This window comes from Rugamonas brunnea, assembly GCF_014042345.1.
Classification (GTDB): domain Bacteria; phylum Pseudomonadota; class Gammaproteobacteria; order Burkholderiales; family Burkholderiaceae_D; genus Rugamonas; species Rugamonas brunnea.
Genome location: NZ_JACEZT010000001.1, coordinates 423,812 through 440,082, shown reverse-complemented (window position 1 = coordinate 440,082; position 16,271 = coordinate 423,812). Strand labels below are relative to the sequence as shown.

11 protein-coding genes and 4 tRNA genes are annotated in these 16,271 nt (G+C 66.3%); 4 read left to right on the top strand and 11 right to left on the bottom strand.

The features are described from left to right. Position 1: 1 nt before the first annotated feature. Positions 2–760 carry a LytR/AlgR family response regulator transcription factor gene (locus H3H37_RS01965; RefSeq protein ID WP_182159563.1) on the top strand — a complete coding sequence of 253 codons (759 nt, stop codon included), beginning with the start codon at positions 2–4 and terminating at the stop codon, positions 758–760. Here H3H37_RS01965 and H3H37_RS01960 read toward each other — a convergent pair. From H3H37_RS01960 to H3H37_RS01910, 11 genes are all read right to left on the bottom strand, one after another. Then, positions 750–3,122, bottom strand: a complete 2,373-nt coding sequence (locus H3H37_RS01960; RefSeq protein WP_182159561.1) for an ATP-dependent DNA helicase — start codon at positions 3,120–3,122, stop codon at positions 750–752. The two genes, H3H37_RS01965 and H3H37_RS01960, sit on opposite strands and share 11 nt — an antisense overlap. Before the next feature lie 23 nt (positions 3,123–3,145). Beyond that, on the bottom strand, positions 3,146–4,786 hold the full coding sequence (locus tag H3H37_RS01955; protein WP_182159559.1) for a VRR-NUC domain-containing protein: 1,641 nt from the start codon (positions 4,784–4,786) through the stop codon (positions 3,146–3,148). 96 nt (positions 4,787–4,882) lie between these two features. Continuing rightward, positions 4,883–5,437 (bottom strand): phasin family protein, encoded by a 555-nt coding sequence (locus H3H37_RS01950; RefSeq protein ID WP_182159557.1) that lies wholly within the window; start codon positions 5,435–5,437, stop codon positions 4,883–4,885. A gap of 75 nt (positions 5,438–5,512) precedes the next feature. Continuing rightward, entirely contained in the window at positions 5,513–5,770 is a 258-nt protein-coding gene (locus H3H37_RS01945; protein ID WP_229218602.1) for a hypothetical protein, read from the bottom strand. After that, complete coding sequence (locus H3H37_RS01940; protein WP_229218601.1) at positions 5,767–6,924, bottom strand: GGDEF domain-containing protein; 1,158 nt, start codon at positions 6,922–6,924, stop codon at positions 5,767–5,769. Before H3H37_RS01940 ends, H3H37_RS01945 begins: the two co-directional genes overlap by 4 nt. A gap of 4 nt (positions 6,925–6,928) precedes the next feature. After that, on the bottom strand, positions 6,929–9,118 hold the full coding sequence (locus H3H37_RS01935) for an ATP-binding protein (RefSeq protein ID WP_182159554.1): 2,190 nt from the start codon (positions 9,116–9,118) through the stop codon (positions 6,929–6,931). Between the two features lie 178 nt (positions 9,119–9,296). Continuing rightward, positions 9,297–9,381: transfer RNA gene (locus H3H37_RS01930), tRNA-Leu, on the bottom strand. 185 nt (positions 9,382–9,566) lie between these two features. Further along, positions 9,567–9,651: transfer RNA gene (locus H3H37_RS01925), tRNA-Leu, on the bottom strand. 134 nt (positions 9,652–9,785) lie between these two features. After that, positions 9,786–11,303, bottom strand: a complete 1,518-nt coding sequence (locus H3H37_RS01920; RefSeq protein WP_182159552.1) for an FAD-dependent monooxygenase — start codon at positions 11,301–11,303, stop codon at positions 9,786–9,788. A 125-nt stretch (positions 11,304–11,428) separates the two neighbouring features. Then, positions 11,429–11,513: transfer RNA gene (locus H3H37_RS01915), tRNA-Leu, on the bottom strand. Between the two features lie 179 nt (positions 11,514–11,692). Continuing rightward, positions 11,693–11,777: transfer RNA gene (locus H3H37_RS01910), tRNA-Leu, on the bottom strand. 365 nt (positions 11,778–12,142) lie between these two features. Between H3H37_RS01910 and rnr the strand changes: the two genes are divergently transcribed. From rnr to cysE, 3 genes are all read left to right on the top strand, one after another. Beyond that, complete coding sequence (gene rnr, locus H3H37_RS01905; protein ID WP_182159549.1) at positions 12,143–14,617, top strand: ribonuclease R; 2,475 nt, start codon at positions 12,143–12,145, stop codon at positions 14,615–14,617. A gap of 3 nt (positions 14,618–14,620) precedes the next feature. After that, positions 14,621–15,364 (top strand): 23S rRNA (guanosine(2251)-2'-O)-methyltransferase RlmB, encoded by a 744-nt coding sequence (gene rlmB / locus H3H37_RS01900; RefSeq protein ID WP_182159548.1) that lies wholly within the window; start codon positions 14,621–14,623, stop codon positions 15,362–15,364. Positions 15,365–15,519: 155 nt separating this feature from the next. Beyond that, on the top strand, positions 15,520–16,269 hold the full coding sequence (gene cysE / locus H3H37_RS01895; RefSeq protein ID WP_182159545.1) for a serine O-acetyltransferase: 750 nt from the start codon (positions 15,520–15,522) through the stop codon (positions 16,267–16,269). Positions 16,270–16,271: the final 2 nt, after the last annotated feature.

Sequence of the window (16,271 nt, the reverse complement as noted above, 5' to 3'; positions counted from 1 at the left end):
CATGCGCATCATCATCGTGGACGACGAAGCACTGGCGCGCGGCGTGGTGCGCGAATACCTGGCCGCCCACGCGGACGTCGAAATCGTGGCCGAATGCGCGAACGGCTTCGACGCCGTCAAGGCCATCATGGAACTGGCGCCGGACCTGGTGTTCCTCGATATCCAGATGCCCCGGCTCGACGGCTTCGAGGTGGCCGAACTGACGGCGGGCCGGACCCGCTTCATTTTCGCCACCGCCTACGACCAGTATGCGATCCGGGCGTTCGAATTCCACGCGCTCGATTACCTGCTCAAACCATTCAGCCAGCAGCGCTTCGACCAGGCCCTCGCGCATGCGCGCGCCAGCGTGGTCGTGGGCGCCGATGCGGGCGCGGGCGAGGGCGCGGGCGGGGCCGTGGCCCGCATGGCGCGCGAGGCCGTGGCGCGGCAGCAGCCACTGGAGCGGGTGCTGATACGCGATGGGGCCAAGGTGCACGTGATCGCCTGCGACCATATCGACAGCATTGAGGCGCAGGACGATTACGTGCAGATCCGCGCCGACGGCAGGAACTACCTGAAAAACCAGCGCCTGGCGGAGCTGGAGCAGCTTTTGCCGCCGCAGCTGTTCATGCGCATTCACCGCTCCTACATCGTCAATATTGAACGCATCAGCCGCATCGAGCAGGCCACGCGCGGCAGCCATGTGGCCATCCTGCGCGATGGCGGCCGGATTCCTGTCAGCCGCAGCGGCTACCAGAAGCTGCGGACCATCATGACGTGACGGCGGGCGGCGCGGCCTGTTCGATGTGCCACCAGCCGGGCATCAGGGCCTGGATTTCCGGCCGGCCGAAGCGGTCGTCGATCAGGTACACGGTGCCCTGGTCGGTCTGGGTGCGGATCACGCGGCCCGCCGCCTGCACCACCTTCTGGATGCCGGGATAGAGATAGGTGTAGTCGTAGCCGGCGCCGAAGGTGGCCTGCATGCGAGCGCGTATCTGCTCGTTGACGGGGTTAATCTGGGGCAGGCCGAGCGTGGCGACGAAGGCGCCGATCAGGCGCGCGCCCGGCAAGTCCACGCCTTCGCCGAACGCGCCGCCCAGCACGGCGAAGCCGATGCCCGTGCTGTCGGGGGTGAAGCGGGTCAGGAATTGCGCGCGTTCGGCCTCGTCCATGCGGCGCGCCTGGCGCCACTGCGGCACGTCCGGGCAGTGCTCGGCGAACAGCGTGGCGGCTTGCTCCATGTAGTCGAAGCTGCTGAAGAAGGCCAGGTAGTTACCTGGCTGGCGCTGGTACTGCGCCTCCATCAACGCCGCGATGGGGGCCAGCGACTGGCGCCGGTGCTGGTAGCGGGTGGAGATGTGGTTGGCCACCTGGACCGACAACTGTTCCGCTGCGAACGGCGATTCCACGTCCACCCAGGCCGTGGTGGCGGGCATGCCCAGCGTGTCGCTGAAATAGTTCCAGGGGCTGAGCGTAGCCGAGAACAGGGCCACGGTATGGGCTGCCTCGAAGCGCGGCTTGAGGAAGGGCGCGGGCACGATGTTGCGGATGCAGAGCACGGAGTTGCTGTGGCTTGCGCTGCGTCCGGCTGGCCCGCCCTGGGCGATGTCGAACAGCGAGTGCTCGCCGAAGGTGTCGGCCAGCCGCGTGAACTGCAGCACGTCGAAATAGAACGCCTGCAGCTCCGGGTCCACGTGGCCGGGATGGTCTGCCAGGTAGTCCGTGATGGCGCTGGCCACGCTTTGCAGGGCCGCCATGAACTTGTCCGGCAGGCCGGGGTAGGCCTGGTAGTCTTCCTGTTGTTCCTTTTCCAGCGCGTTCCATTGCCGGTGCACGCGGTCCAGCGGCTTTTTCAGTTCTTCGGGTGCGTATTTGCGCAGGATGCGCAGGGCAGCGTGTTCCAGTTCGGCCGAATACATGGCGCGGGCGCGCGACACCATGTTGTGCGCCTCGTCCACCAGCACGTTGACCTTCCAGTCGTGCATTTGCGTGAGGCTGTGCAGCATGGCGCCGGCATCGAAGTAGTAGTTGTAGTCGCCCACCACCAGGTCGGCCCAGCGCGCCATTTCCGTGCCCAGGTAGTAGGGGCAGACCTGATGCGCGAGACCCACTTCGCGCAGCGCAGCGCGGTCCAGCGTGGCCACTTGCAGCGCGGCGGCGCGGGCGGCGGGCAGGCGGTCGTAGAAGCCGCGCGCCAGCGGACACGATTCGCCATGGCAGGCCAGTTCGGGGTGCTCGCAGGCCGTGTTGCGGGCCGCCAGTTCCAAAGTGCGCAGCGGCAGCAGCGGCGCAGCGCGGCGCAGGACGGCCGCCGCGTCGAGCGCCATCTGGCGGCCCGGCGTTTTCGCGGCCAGGAAGAAGACCTTGTCCAGTCCATGTTCGGCGCTGGCCTTAAGCATGGGGAACAGGCTGCCTACGGTCTTGCCGATGCCGGTGGGCGCTTGCGCCAGCAGGCAGCAGGCGCGGTTGCTGGCCTTGTACATGGCTTCGGCCAACTGGCGCTGGCCGGGGCGGAAGGTGGCGTGCGGGAAGGGCATGGCCTTGAGCTGCGCGTCGCGCGCGGCGCGGTGCGCCAGTTCCCGCTCGGCCCATTGCAGGAAGCGGCCGCATTGCTGCTCGAAATACGCTTGCAGCGCGGCGGCCGTGTGGTCCTCGTGCAGCGCGGTTTCCTTCTGGCTGGCGATGTCGAAATAGACCAACGTCAGGCGCACCTGTTCCAGCCCACGTTCGCGGCACAGCAGGTGGCCGTAGATTTTCAGTTGCGCCCAGTGCAGCTGGCGGTGGTTGTCCGGCATGCGCGACAGGTCACCACGATAGGTCTTCACTTCCTCCAGCTGTCGGCGGCGCGGGTCGTAGCCGTCGGCGCGGCCACGCACGTGCAGCGGGCCGAAGTCGCCCGCCAGCGGCAGTTCGCGCTCGTAATCGTCGTCGCGGCGCGCGGCCACCACGGCGTGGCCGGCGATGCCTTCCTGCGCCGTGGGTGCGGGCGTGAAGCGCAGATCGAGGTCGCCCACCTTGGCCGTGAACTCGCACAGCGCGCGCACGGCGACCGTGTAGCGTTGTTCAGTGATCGGGGCCTGCGTGTCCTGCGCGTTCTTCGCAACCTTCGTAACTTTTGCAGCCTTCGCAACCTTCGCGCTCATCGTGCCCATCGTGCCCATCGTGCTCATTGCGCCCATTGCAGGTAGCAGACGGCCACCGGCATGTCGTGCGCGGCGCAATAGTCTATCCAGCGCTGCTGGCTGTCCTGCAGGCGGTCGCCCGGGCCTTTGACTTCGATCATCGCGTAACGGCGCTCGGCCGGCCAGAACTGGATCAGGTCGGGGAAGCCGCTGCGGTTGGCCTTGACGTCCTGCAGCATGCGTTCGAACGCGTGCCGCAGGTGCCGGGGCGGGATGCAGTCCAGCGCCAATGCCAGCAATTGTTCGTCCAGCGCTTCCCAGAACACGAACGGCGACTGGATGCCGTACTTGGCCTCGAAGTTGCGCGAGATGGTGTCGCGGTAGCTGCCATCGTCGAGCTGCGCCAGGCAGGCCGCGAACTGGGGCGCGCGGCGGCGCTGGAAGTCGGCGCTGTGCAGGTCGGCCGGGCCGCGGTGGAACGGGTGGAAGAAGGCGCCGGGGATGGCGCTGAACACGGCGTCCCAGCACAGCAGGCCGAACAGGGAGTTGATCAGTGCGTTTTCCACGTAGTAGACGGGGGCATCGTCGCGGGTGAGATGGTCGCGCACTACCAGCTCCACGTAGCTCGGTTCATCCGGCGGCGGCAGGCTCAAATCGATACGCTCGGGCTGGATGGGCGCGGCGGCGGCCGGTTTGGCGTGGCCCAGGCTGCGCGCCAGCCGTGGCGCCATGCGCAGCAGTTGCAGGCGTTCGGCTTCGCTTTCCGGCTGCGTCCATGCCGTTTGCAGCAGCGCGTAGGCCGCTTCGTGGCGGCCATCCTTTTCCAGCACGCGGATGGCGCGCGCGCGGGCGCCGGGGTAGGTACAATCGGCGTACAGCGCGTGGGCGGCGGCCCAGTCCTGCTGCTTTTCGAGCTGCTGGGCGAACTGGAACAGCAGACGGTCGCGGCGGCTGTGCAGCCATTCGTTGTCCGGCGGGCAGGGCGGCAGGTCGGCCAGCATGTCCGCCACCGCCTCGCCGGCCTGGAAGCGTTCGCGGCACTGGTGCAATTGCAGGTAGTTGTCGATGTCGTGCCGGGTGCGGAAACCGCGCGCGGCCGGCGAGAACGCCACTTTTTCGTACTGGTAGATGCCTAGGTCCGACAGCACGAACTCGGTCCAGTCCTGGTGGTAGTTACCGAAGAAGATCAGGCGCAGCCGGTCGCACAGGGGCTGGGTGACGATGTGGTAGACCTGGTCGCCGGCATCCGGATACCAGGCCGAGAAGCGGTGCGCACCCTCATGGCGCGGGCGCAGCGCTTCCAGCTGTTCGGCCTTGCGCAGCGTCTTTTCCTGCGGCGAGAGCTGGAACAGGCGTCCGATTTCGGGCTTTTGCAGCAGGTCGAACAACTGGTCCAGCGTGAGCACGGGATCGGTTTCGATCCAGCCCTGTTCGGCAAGCGGGGCGGCGGCCGCCATGCTGTTGCCGATTTCCGCGTAGGACAGCTTGCTGGCGCGGAACAGTTCGCCTTTGCGCATCACCATGCGCACGAACAGGGCGCGCGCCGTCTGGGGCAGGGTGGGGAAGCTGTGGATGAAGACGCGCTCGTCGTCCGCCAGCAGGTCGTCGTAGCGTTCGCCGATCCAGTTCAGGACGAGCTGGAAGTTGTCCAGATAGTAAAACGGGTTTTCCAGGACTTTGATCATTGCGGCGGACGGACGGCGGATAACTGTATCTATGTACAGTCTATCGCGTCCGGCGCCGCTTGCCCAGCACATTCGTGCCGGGCGGGTGGGGCAGGCTTACTTCTTGGGGGCTTTGGCGGTGCCTTGCTCCACCATGGCCGAGGCCTTGGCGATCTGGGCTTCGACGGCCGCCACTGCTTCCTTGGTGGCCTTGGTCACCTGCTCATAGCCAGCGAAGGCGTTGTCGATGGCGGTCTTGACGATCTGCACGGCGTTCTCCGAACCGGGGCGCACGTTCTTGGTCACGTCGTAGATCAGCGCGCTCAGGTTGCTCTTGGCTTCGGCCATGTGGGCGTCGGCCGCGCGCGTGAACTCCTCGCGAATCTCGCCGATGATGTCGCCCAGTTGCTGGTTGTAGGCGGCCGCGCCGGCCATGCCCGGCTGCACGTGGGAGGCGGCCAGTTCCATGGCGGCCTTCGGGTCCTGCGCCTGGCTCAGGGCCTTGCCGGCCGCCAGGCTGTCTTCCACGTTCGACTTGGCGGTGGCCATGTTGAGCGCGACCACTTGTTCCACACCCTGCACGGCGCGGTTGGTCAGGGTGTTGAAGGTTTCAAGCTGAAATTCAAACAGGGCTTTCGTTGCGTTGGCAAATTGCTCGGGATTCGTAAACATAGGTTCTCCTCGTGGTGATGGGATGTGGCTATCGTTCGCTTGAAACCTGTCCTGCAGAATGGTTGCTTCTCCCCATTATTTAGCAAGCAAGGGCTTTTCGCAACGGCTATCGCGATAGGGGCCACCGGCGCGCTCCCAGCCCGGCCCCAGCGGCCATTGCGAACAACTTGTGCTGCCATCGACCTTGCTGCGCCATTTGAACCATGGCGCCGGCGCCGCGGCCAGCGCTGCGCTGGCCAGCAGCAGGGCGGCCGCCAGCATGGCAGTCAGCGGACGGCGCGCGGCTCCGGCGGGGGCAGCGAGGGTGGGGACGGTGGTCATCTGGTCGGTCATGGCAGTTGCAGCGCGCATACCTGGTTGCGGCCGCCTTCCTTGGCCGCGTAGAGCAGCTTGTCGGCGGTGGCGATCATGGTTTGCTGGGCGGTCAGGCTCTCGGGTTCGGCAAAGTCGATGCTGGCCACGCCGAAGCTGGCCGTGGCGCGTATCATGCGTTCGCCGTGGGGCACGGGATTGGACGCCAGCGCCTGCCGCAGCCGCTCGGCCAGTTGCACGCCGCCGCGCAAATCCGTCTCCGGCAGGATCAGCAGGAATTCCTCGCCGCCATAGCGCACCACGCTGTCGATGCTGTCGCGCGTCATGGCCTGCATCAGGCCAGCGAAGGCCAGCAGCACGGCGTCGCCGCCGTCGTGGCCGAAGCTGTCGTTGACATTCTTGAAATGGTCGAGGTCGCACATGATGACCGTCAGGCTCAGCCTGTAGCGCTGGGCGCGCGACAATTCCGTCTCCAGCAATTGTTCGTGCAGGTGGCGGCGGTTGTAGCAGCCGGTGAGCGGGTCGCGCACGGACAGGTTCTTGAGCACGGTCTGGGCCCGGAATTCGTCGCGCCACAGCACCTGGTAGCGGCGCGCGGCCACGTAGCCGAACACATTGGCCAGCACCAGCAGGGTGGCCATGGTGGCCAGTTCCACTTCGCGCATGCTGCCCAGCAGCCGGGCCAGCAGCACGAAGCCGATGGTAGCCGTGACCGCCACGGCCAGGGCATACATCAGCCGGTTCGGGATGTAAATGTAGAGCACGACGATCAGGATGGCCATCGAAATCGCGTGCAGCGAAAACTCCGATGAGCGCCAGGCCGCGATCAGCAGGAAGCCAGCGCAGGCGGCCACCTCCGTGACGGTGGCGACGATGCGGGTCATGGCCAGCGAGCGGGGAAAGCGGCGCAGCAGCAGCAGGCTGGTGAGCGCGATGATCACCACCAGCAGCCGCGCGCCCACCAGCAGCGCGCTGTGGGCCGTGTAGCCCATCCACATCACGTCGGTGACGGCGAACCCGAGGTAGAAGACGGAGCAGAACAGGAACGCGATGCGCAGCTGGGCCTGGGTGTCGGCCAGGTGATGCAGCTGGAAGCGGCGTTCGGCGTCGGCGTTGCGGAATTCGCTGCGCAGGGGCGCCATGTCCAGCGCGAGGGAGGCAGGGAGCGGCCGCATCGTGTCAGCGCGGCGCCACGGCCGGCAGCAGCAGCGTGAAGCAGGTGCCCTGGCCTGGCGTGCTGGCCACTTCGATCCGCCCGCCCAGCACACCGGTGATGATGTTGTGGGTGATGTACAGGCCCAGCCCGCTGCTGCCGTGTCCCAGGCGCGTGGTGTAGAACGGGTCGTAGATGCGTGCCAGCGTGGCCGCAGCGATCCCCACCCCGTTGTCGGACAGGGTCAGTTCCACTTCGCCGGTTGCCGTGGGGCGGGCCCGGATCGTGATGGTGCCGGCCGTGCGGCCGTCGAAGCCGTGCAGCACGCTGTTGTCGAACAGGTGGGTCAGGGCCTGGTCCAGCGGGCCGGGGTAGCTGTCCAGCTCCAGGTTGGGGGCGATGTCTTCGATCACGGTCAGGTCGCATTGCTTGACGGCGGCCTGCAGCGGCAGCACCAGTTCCGTCACCAGCCGGTCGAGCAGGAAGCGGCGCCGCTGCGAACTGGCCGCGTCCACGGCGATGCGCTTGAAGCTGTCGACCAGGCCGGCCGCGCGCGTGAGGTTGCGCACCACCACCTCGTCGGCCTCGGTGGCCTGGGCCAGGAAGCCCTCCAGCGTCGAACGGCGCAAGCCGCCTTCCACGTCCTGGCGCAGCGCGCGCAGGCGCTCGCTCATGGTGGTGGCCACGATCAGGCTGTTGCCGATCGGTGTGTTCAGTTCGTGTGCCACGCCGGCCACCAGCGTGCCCAGCGCGGCCAGCTTGTCGCGCCGCACCAGCTCGTCCTGGGTCATGCTCAGGTTGTCGAGCGCCGTGCTTAGTTCATCGTTGGCCATTTCCGCCTGTTCCTTGGCCTTCTGCAGTTCGGCCGTGCGGGCCGTCACCTGTTCCTCCAGCCGTTCCTGGTGGCGCGCCAGTTCCTCTTCGCGCCGGGCGCGCACGATGGCGATGCCGGCCAGATGGGTGGCCACGCTGATCAGGCGCTGGTCGGCCGCCGCCGGCGAGCGCACTTCGCGGTAATACATGGCGAACGAGCCCAGCACCTTGTCGCCGTCGAGCAGGATGGGAATCGACCAGCAGGCGCGCAGGCCGTGCGGCGCGGCTAGGTGCTTGTAGGGCGCCCACAGCGGATCGGCTTCGATGTCGGAGACGATCACCGTCTCCTTGCGGAACATGGCCGTGCCGCAGGAGCCGACGCCAGGGCCGATGGGCACGCCATCGAGCTTGCGCAGGTAGTCGGGCGGCAGGCTGGGACCGGCGGCCGGCGTCATGCTGCGGCCGTCAGGTTGCAGCAGCATCACGGAGCACAGCACGCCGTCGGCCTGCGATTCGATCAGCAGCATCAGCTGGTCCAGCGTCGCTTGCAGCGGCGCGCCGCCGGCCACCATTTCCAGCAGTTTGTTCTGGCCTTCGCGCAGCGCCTCGGCGCGCTTGCGCAGGGTGACGTCGACCAGGCGGATATGCATCAGGCGCCGGCCCGGCACGTCCAGCGCCACCATGCGCAGTTCGCAGTCGACGGGACGGCCGCTGCCATGGCTGAAGCGCGCTTCGAACACGCGGATATCGCCGGCCGCCACCATGGCCATGTGCTCGGCCAGGCAATCGGCCGAACTCTTGCCATCGGGTTGTTCGGGCGGGCACAGGGCCAGCAGGCTCGATTGCAGCAGCGCGCTTTCGGTGCGGCCCAGCATCTGGCAGGTGCTGCGGTTGACGTTGATCAGGCGGTTCTGTTCCAGGTCCAGCAGCAGCACGGCGTCCGGCGAGCCGGCCAGCAGCGTGTGGTAATTGATTTCGAGGTCGTCCAGCCGTGGCGCCGGCGGCGTGGCGGCTGGCTTGCCCAGTTGCGCCACGATCTGCTCGGCCAGCGCGCCCGCCTGGAACGGCAGCGCCACATAGCGGCTGGCGCCGGCCGCCGTGGCGCGCGCGCGCTCGTCTTCGCTCGGGGTGGCCGACAGCAGGAACACGGGCGGCTGGATGCGCGCGCCCTGGCTGAGGCGCTGGCACAGTTCGAAACTGGCGCTGCCGGCCAGCGTCACGTCGAGCAGCACCAGCGCGATGCCGCCCTGGCTGGCGGCGTTGAGTACGCTGTCGCCCTTGCTGACCGATTGCAGCTGTAACCCGTGCTGGGATAGCAGGCGCTGCAGTTCGGACAAGTCCGGCGCCGAGCTGGTCGCGATCAGCACGGTATGCGGCGGGCCGGAAGGGGGCAGCTGGGTCATTGGTGGGACGGGTCCTTGCACTCGGGTAATGCAAGTGTAGTACAAGATGGAGAGGGGCAGGGCGGTTCCGGGGGGCGGCGCGTCAATTTTGGTTCACGCGGCGCGCGCGGTGTGGCGCGAAAATGAAAAAAGCCGCGAACTCGTGAAAGTTCGCGGCTTTTTCGCGTATCCGGTAGAGTGGTGCCCACGGAGGGACTCGAACCCCCACACCTTGCGGCACATGGACCTGAACCATGCGCGTCTACCAATTCCGCCACGTGGGCACTGTACTTCTTGCTACTCTTTGTCGCCGCATGTGCTACAACAGAGGCACGCATCTTAATGGACGCATCGGCGTCCGTCAATAGCGATTTGCGATTTACCAGTGAATTCGGTGCGCATGGCGGGCCGCAATGAAAAAAGCCGCGGACTCGTGAAAGTCCGCGGCTTTTTCGCGTATCCGGTAGAGTGGTGCCCACGGAGGGACTCGAACCCCCACACCTTGCGGCACATGGACCTGAACCATGCGCGTCTACCAATTCCGCCACGTGGGCACTGCTTCAACTCTTAATCTGCCGCGTGTTCTGCAGCAGAGGCAGCATAATGAGGCATGCGCGCCGCGCCGTCAAGGGTGGCGCGCATTTTTTTCGCATTGTCAGTTGCGATCAGTTGAAATACCGGGCGGGCATCACGCCCCTGCGAAGCGCAGACCGTGGCGGGCGGCGTAGTCGGGCAGGCTGCCACTTTCCTGCCGGGGCAGGCACAGGGCGACATAGCCGTCGGGACGGATCAGATAGGCGGCGTCGCGCAGCAGGTCGGTGGCGGCGGCCTGCGCCGTCCACGGCATGCAATGCACGGGCAGGCCCAGCGCCTGCGCCTCTGCCGCCAGCCCGGCGCTGCACACGCCATACACGTGCAGCTGCCAGTCCATCGACCGCAACGGATCGAAATTGTCGTACTGGGCGTCGTGCACCCAGGGCAGGCGGTCGCCGCCGAGCACATCGCCCGCGCGGCCCGAGCTCAGGACGCTGTCCTCATAGTTGAGCCGCACTTGCGACAGGCTTTTGAACATGGCGCGCCGCGCGGCCGCGAAGCCGGTCACGAAGGGCAGCACATGCGGCAGCAGCCAGTGCCGCACCAGCCGGCCGGCGGCGCCTGACGCCACGGCGGCCTGGAACACGCGGTCCGTGGTGGCGACCAGCATGCGTGCGAAGGCGATGCGTTCCTCTTCGTAGCTGTTGAGCGCGGCGGGCGCGATGCGGCCTTGCAGTACCTGCGCGATCTTCCATGACAGGTTGACGGCGTCGCCGAGGCCGGTGTTCATGCCCTGGCCGCCGGCGGGACTGTGGACATGCGCGGCGTCGCCCAGGATGAAGGCGTGGCCGACGCGGAACTGCTGCGCCACCCGGTGGTGCACGCGGTAGGTTGAGAACCAGTTCACGTCCTCGACGTGGATGCCCAGCAGCGGCTCGACGATGGGACGTACGTCCGCGTAGCTGTGCTGCGCCGCGTGGTCGGCGCTGGCGGGCATGATGCCGATCAGGCGCTGCATGCCGCTGGAGCGCACCGGCAGCATCAGCGCGAAAGTTTGCTCGCCGATGTGGATCTGCAGCTCGGTGTTGGGCGGCCCGCTGATCTTGACGTCGGCCACGTAGTACAGGTGGGCGTAGGTGCCGCCGGGGAAATCCAGTTGCAGCACCTCGCGCACGCGGCTGTGCGCGCCGTCGCAGCCGCACACGAAGCGTGCGTCGCAGTAGCGTTCAGCGCCGTCCCGCTCCAGCAGGGCGTGGATGCCTTGCTCATCCTGCGAGAAGCTGGACAGGGCGGTGTTCCATTCGACTTCGATGCCTGCCTGCTTCAGCTGGCTGACCAGGAAGCGCTCGTGGTCGTCCTGTGGATAGGCCAGCACGAAGGGGTAAGGGCTGAGACCGGCTCCCATGTCCTTCAGCGGCAGGCGGGCAATCTCCTGGCCGCGCTCGCGCATGTGCAGCGCCTCGATCCGCACGCCGTGCGCGACGATCTCGTCGGCCAGGCCCATCTGGCGGTAGAACTCCAAGGTGCGGGCGTGGACCGCCATCGCGCGCGAGGCCTGTCCCGGGCCGGAGGCCTTGTCGATGATGCGCAAGGGGATGCCGTGGCGGGCCAGTCGCAGGGCGAGCATCAGACCAGTGGGGCCGGCTCCGGCGATCAGGACTTGGGCAGGCATGGTCAAAGTATAGGAGGGATGCGCGGCGGACGGCGCGCAGATGGGCGGGTGACGCCGCGGCGCGGCCGGGAATGAAGAAAGCCGCAGACTCGTGAAAGTCTGCGGCTTTTCTCGTATCCGGTAGATGGTGCCCACGGAGGGACTCGAACCCCCACACCTTGCGGCACATGGACCTGAACCATGCGCGTCTACCAATTCCGCCACGTGGGCACTGCGGGTTGTAGTTATTCGCTACAACGTTGCAACGGGGCGTATCTTACTGGAGTGCAAGCGTCGTGGTCAATGGCGAAATGAAGATTAATATGAAATATTTTCAGCGTTTCGCGTTCGGAAATGAAAAAAGCCGCAGACTCCTAAAAGTCTGCGGCTTTTTCGCGTATCCGGTAGAGTGGTGCCCACGGAGGGACTCGAACCCCCACACCTTGCGGCACATGGACCTGAACCATGCGCGTCTACCAATTCCGCCACGTGGGCACTGATGCTGCTCTCTTAATGCTGCTAAACAACTTCTGCTATTATAGCGAGCGGGAGAGTTTCGCGCCAGATGAACTTTCGTTCCATACTGCACATCAACTCTGTCTTGCGCTTCCCGCTTTGCCGCTGTCCGTAGACGTTGTCGCCGCGAGAGACCCGAATTATAGAGGAATCTTGTGCGATGTCAAAGGTGGGGACGCAAAATATTTCCTGAAAAATCTGCGCCCGCGCGGCCCCATGTTAGGTAAAGCAGGCCGATACCAAGTACACTACGCGCTATCACCGTGTCAATATAGGTGGCCGGTCGCAGTCCTCGGGCCTAGTCCCCAGTGATCACTGTCAATAATAAAACTATAGAAATACTTTTGAGCCCAACTACCCATATCCCCAGCCGGGAGGAAATCCTCGGCATCTTCCGTGGCGCCAAAGCGCCGCTCGATCTGCGCGCCCTCGCCAAATCGCTGAAAGTCGGCACGGAGGCGCAAGCGATCCTGACCCGCCGCCTGAACGCCATGGTGCGCGACGGCCAATTAATGGCCGACCGCGACACGGGCTGCTTCGTGCTGGCCGACCAGAGCGGCTTCATCGCCGGCCGCGTCTCCAGCCACCGCGACGGCTTCGGCTTCGTCATTCCCGACGAACCGGGCGACGACCTGTTCCTGCCTGAGAAGGAAATGCAGAAAGTGCTGCATGGCGACCGCGTGCTGGCCAAGGTGGTCGGCGTGGACCGCCGTGGCCGGCCGGAAGGCACGATCGTGGAAGTGGTGCAGCGCGCCAACACCCACATCATCGGCCGTCTGCATAACGAAAACGGCGCCTGGATCGTGGCGCCGGAAGACCAGCGCATCTCGCAGGACATCCTGGTGGCCGGCAGCATCGGCAAGGCCAAGGCCGGCCAGGTGGTCAGCGTGGAGCTGACGGAACAACCGATGCGCTTCAAGCAGCCGGTGGGCAAGATCGTCGAGGTGCTCGGCGAACTGGACGACCCCGGCATGGAAATCGAAATCGCCGTGCGCAAGTTCGGCGTGCCCCATATCTTCTCGGACGGCGCCCTCAAGCAGGCCGCCAAGCTGCCCGACGTGGTGCGCCCGGCCGACCTGGCCGACCGCGTCGACCTGCGCGACGTGCCGCTGGTGACCATCGACGGCGAGGACGCGCGCGACTTCGACGATGCGGTCTACTGCGAACCGGTCAAGATCGGCCGCAGCAAGGCCTTCCGCCTGATCGTGGCCATCGCCGACGTGAGCCATTACGTCAAACCCAACGACGCGCTGGACCTCGATGCGCTCGAACGCAGCACCTCGGTCTACTTCCCGCGCCGCGTGATTCCCATGCTGCCCGAGAAGCTGTCGAACGGCCTGTGCTCGCTGAACCCGGCCGTTGACCGCCTCACGCTGGTGTGCGACGCCGTCGTCACCGCCAAGGGCGAGATCAAGGCTTACCAGTTCTATCCGGCTGTGATCCACTCGGCCGCGCGCCTGACCTACACGGAAGTGGCCGACATCCTCGGCAACACCAAGGGTCCGGAGGCGGCGCGCCGTCCCGGCATCGTGCCGCACCTGCTGAACCTGTACGACGTGTACCAGGCGCTGCTCAAGGCGCGCATGGCGCGCGGCGCGATCGATTTCGAGACCACGGAAACCTACATCGTCTGCAACCCGTCGGGCAAGATCGAGAAGATCATCCCGCGCACCCGCAACGATGCGCACCGCCTGATCGAGGAATGCATGTTGACCGCCAACGTGTGCGCGGCCGACCTGCTGATCCGCCACAAGCATCCCGGCACCTACCGCATCCACGCCAGCCCCACGGCCGAAAAGCTCAAGCAGGTGCGCACCTTCCTCAAGCAGGCCGGCCTGCACCTGGACGGCGGCGACAAGCCGACGGCGGCCCACTACGCGGAACTGATGCGCGAAGTGAAGCTGCGGCCCGACGCGCCGCTGCTGCAGACCATGCTGCTGCGCTCCATGCAGCAAGCCGTCTACAGCCCGGATAACATCGGCCACTTCGGCCTGGCTTACGAGGCGTACGCGCACTTCACCAGCCCGATCCGCCGCTACCCGGACCTGCTGACGCACCGCGCCATCAAAGCTATTTTGCTGGGCAAGAAGTACGAGCCCAAGCTGTCGGAAAAGAGCGTGTTGAACACCAACGTGTCCAACGCCACCCGCAAGCAGCAGGCCAAGGACAAGGCGGAAGGGCGCGAGAAGAAAGCGGCCGACCTAACCGTGTGGGATGCGCTGGGCGTGCACTGCTCGGCCAACGAGCGCCGCGCCGACGAAGCCTCGCGCGACGTGGAAGCCTGGCTCAAGTGCTACTTCATGCAGGACAAGCTGGGCGAGGAATTCACAGGCCTGATCACCGGCGTGACCACCTTCGGCATCTTCGTGCAGCTCGAGCAGTTGTTCGTCGAAGGCCTGGTGCACGTGACGGACCTGGGCGCCGATTACTTCCAGTACGACGAAGCGCGCCATGAACTGCGCGGTGAGCGCACCGGCCAGCGTTACCAGCTGACCGACCGCGTGACCGTGCAGGTGGTGCGCGTGGACCTGGAAGCGCGCAAGGTGGACCTGCGCCTGGCCGGCGTGCCGGAGCGCGAAGCGGCGCCCGCCAAGGGCGGCCGCGCCGCACCGGCTGCGCCATCCAAGGCCAACGTCAAGCCGGGTCCGCGCACGGAGCGCCAGCCGCGCTTCGAAGCGGCCAGCGCCGGCAAGGCCAAGGCCGGCAAAACCAAGGCGGCCGCCAAGGCCAAGCCGAAACGCAAGACCAATGCCGCGGCAGGTGCCGCGGTAGCACCCCGGGCAGCCAAAGCTGCCTCAAAGAGTAAGAAGAAGCGATAGACAATGAAGAATAAAATGATTTTCGGTTTCCATGCGGTGACCTCGCGCCTGCGTCACGAGGCCAGCTCCGTGGAGGAAATCTTCATCGACGCCGGACGTACCGACCGCCGCATGCAGGATCTGGTGGCCGCTGCCAAGGCCGCCGGTGTACGCGTGATGCCGGTCGATTCGTCGCGCCTGGACAAGATCGTCGGTACCCGCCGCCACCAGGGCGTGATCGCGTTCGCCTCCCAGCTGGCGCTGGCGCGCAACCTCGATGAACTGCTGGACGCCATCGACGGCCCACCGCTGCTGCTTGTGCTCGACGGGATCACCGACCCCCACAATCTGGGCGCCTGCCTGCGCGTGGCCGATGGCGCCGGCGCGCATGCCGTGATCGTGCCCAAGGACCGCGCCGTGGGCCTGAACGCCACGGCCGCCAAGGTGGCCAGCGGCGCGGCCGAGACCGTGCCCTACATCACCGTGACCAACCTGGCGCGCACGCTGCGCGACCTGAAGGACCGCGACATCTGGCTGATCGGCACCTCCGACGATGGCGAGAAAGGCTTGTACGAAGCCGACTTCACGGGCCCGACGGCGCTCGTCATGGGCTCGGAAGGCGAGGGCATGCGCCGCCTCACGCGCGAGACCTGCGACGTGCTGGTGAGCATCCCCATGTTCGGTTCCGTCGAGAGCCTGAACGTGTCGGTGGCATCGGGCGTCTGTCTGTACGAGGCCCGCCGCCAGCGCCTGGTCAAGGAAGGCTGATCTTCCTGTCCACACTGGCGGCGCCGCAACGGGGCCGCCGGCTTGTTTTTACTGCTTCCGGCCGCCTCCGGCCAGTCCCCCGCCAGCAATTCCGGACCGGATACGCTACCATAGCTATCCGGTCACCTTGTTCCCCCGTCATTAAAGTCCGCACCATGTTCCGTCACCTGCGCCAAGACATCAACAGCATCATCGAACGCGACCCCGCCGCCCGCAACGCCTGGGAGGTGCTGACCTGCTATCCGGGCCTGCAGGCCATCGTGATGCACCGCTGGGCGCACTGGTGCTGGACGCACAGCCTGAAGTGGTTCGGCCGCTTCATTTCCTACCTGGCCCGCATCATCACCGGCATCGAGATCCACCCCGGCGCCACCATCGGCCGGCGCGTGTTCATCGACCACGGCTTCGGCGTGGTGATCGGCGAGACGGCCGTGGTGGGCGACGATTGCACCATCTACCAGGGCGTGACGCTGGGCGGCACCTCGCTGCATACGGGCAGCAAGCGCCATCCCACGCTGGAGCGCGGCGTCATCATCGGCGCCGGCGCCAAGGTGCTGGGCGCGTTCACCGTGGGCGAATACGCCAAGGTGGGCTCGAACGCCGTGCTGCTCAAGCCCGTGCCGCCCGGTGCGACGGCGGTCGGTAATCCGGCCCACATCGTGCAGAAGGACGCGGCCCAAACGAGCGCCAGCGCGGCAGCCAACTTGTTCACGGCCTATGGCGTGACGGCCAATGGCGACGATCCGCTGTCCAAGGCGCTGCACGCGCTGATCAACCACGCCGTGACGCAGGAGAAGCAGATCGAGCGCATCGTGGCCGTGATGAAGGCCGAAGGCCTGAGCTGCCCAAGCGTGCCTGAGTGTGATAAATTCGATTCGGCCCAACTGAACAAGCTTGTCGATTAAGG

Coding starts and splice junctions, on each gene's coding strand:
- H3H37_RS01965 (WP_182159563.1), top strand. CDS start 2: ATGCGCATCATCATCGTGGACGACGAAGCACTGGCGCGCGGCGTGGTG.
- H3H37_RS01960 (WP_182159561.1), bottom strand. CDS start 3,122: ATGAGCGCGAAGGTTGCGAAGGCTGCAAAAGTTACGAAGGTTGCGAAG.
- H3H37_RS01955 (WP_182159559.1), bottom strand. CDS start 4,786: ATGATCAAAGTCCTGGAAAACCCGTTTTACTATCTGGACAACTTCCAG.
- H3H37_RS01950 (WP_182159557.1), bottom strand. CDS start 5,437: ATGTTTACGAATCCCGAGCAATTTGCCAACGCAACGAAAGCCCTGTTT.
- H3H37_RS01945 (WP_229218602.1), bottom strand. CDS start 5,770: ATGACCGACCAGATGACCACCGTCCCCACCCTCGCTGCCCCCGCCGGA.
- H3H37_RS01940 (WP_229218601.1), bottom strand. CDS start 6,924: ATGCGGCCGCTCCCTGCCTCCCTCGCGCTGGACATGGCGCCCCTGCGC.
- H3H37_RS01935 (WP_182159554.1), bottom strand. CDS start 9,118: ATGACCCAGCTGCCCCCTTCCGGCCCGCCGCATACCGTGCTGATCGCG.
- H3H37_RS01920 (WP_182159552.1), bottom strand. CDS start 11,303: ATGCCTGCCCAAGTCCTGATCGCCGGAGCCGGCCCCACTGGTCTGATG.
- rlmB (WP_182159548.1), top strand. CDS start 14,621: ATGAAGAATAAAATGATTTTCGGTTTCCATGCGGTGACCTCGCGCCTG.
- cysE (WP_182159545.1), top strand. CDS start 15,520: ATGTTCCGTCACCTGCGCCAAGACATCAACAGCATCATCGAACGCGAC.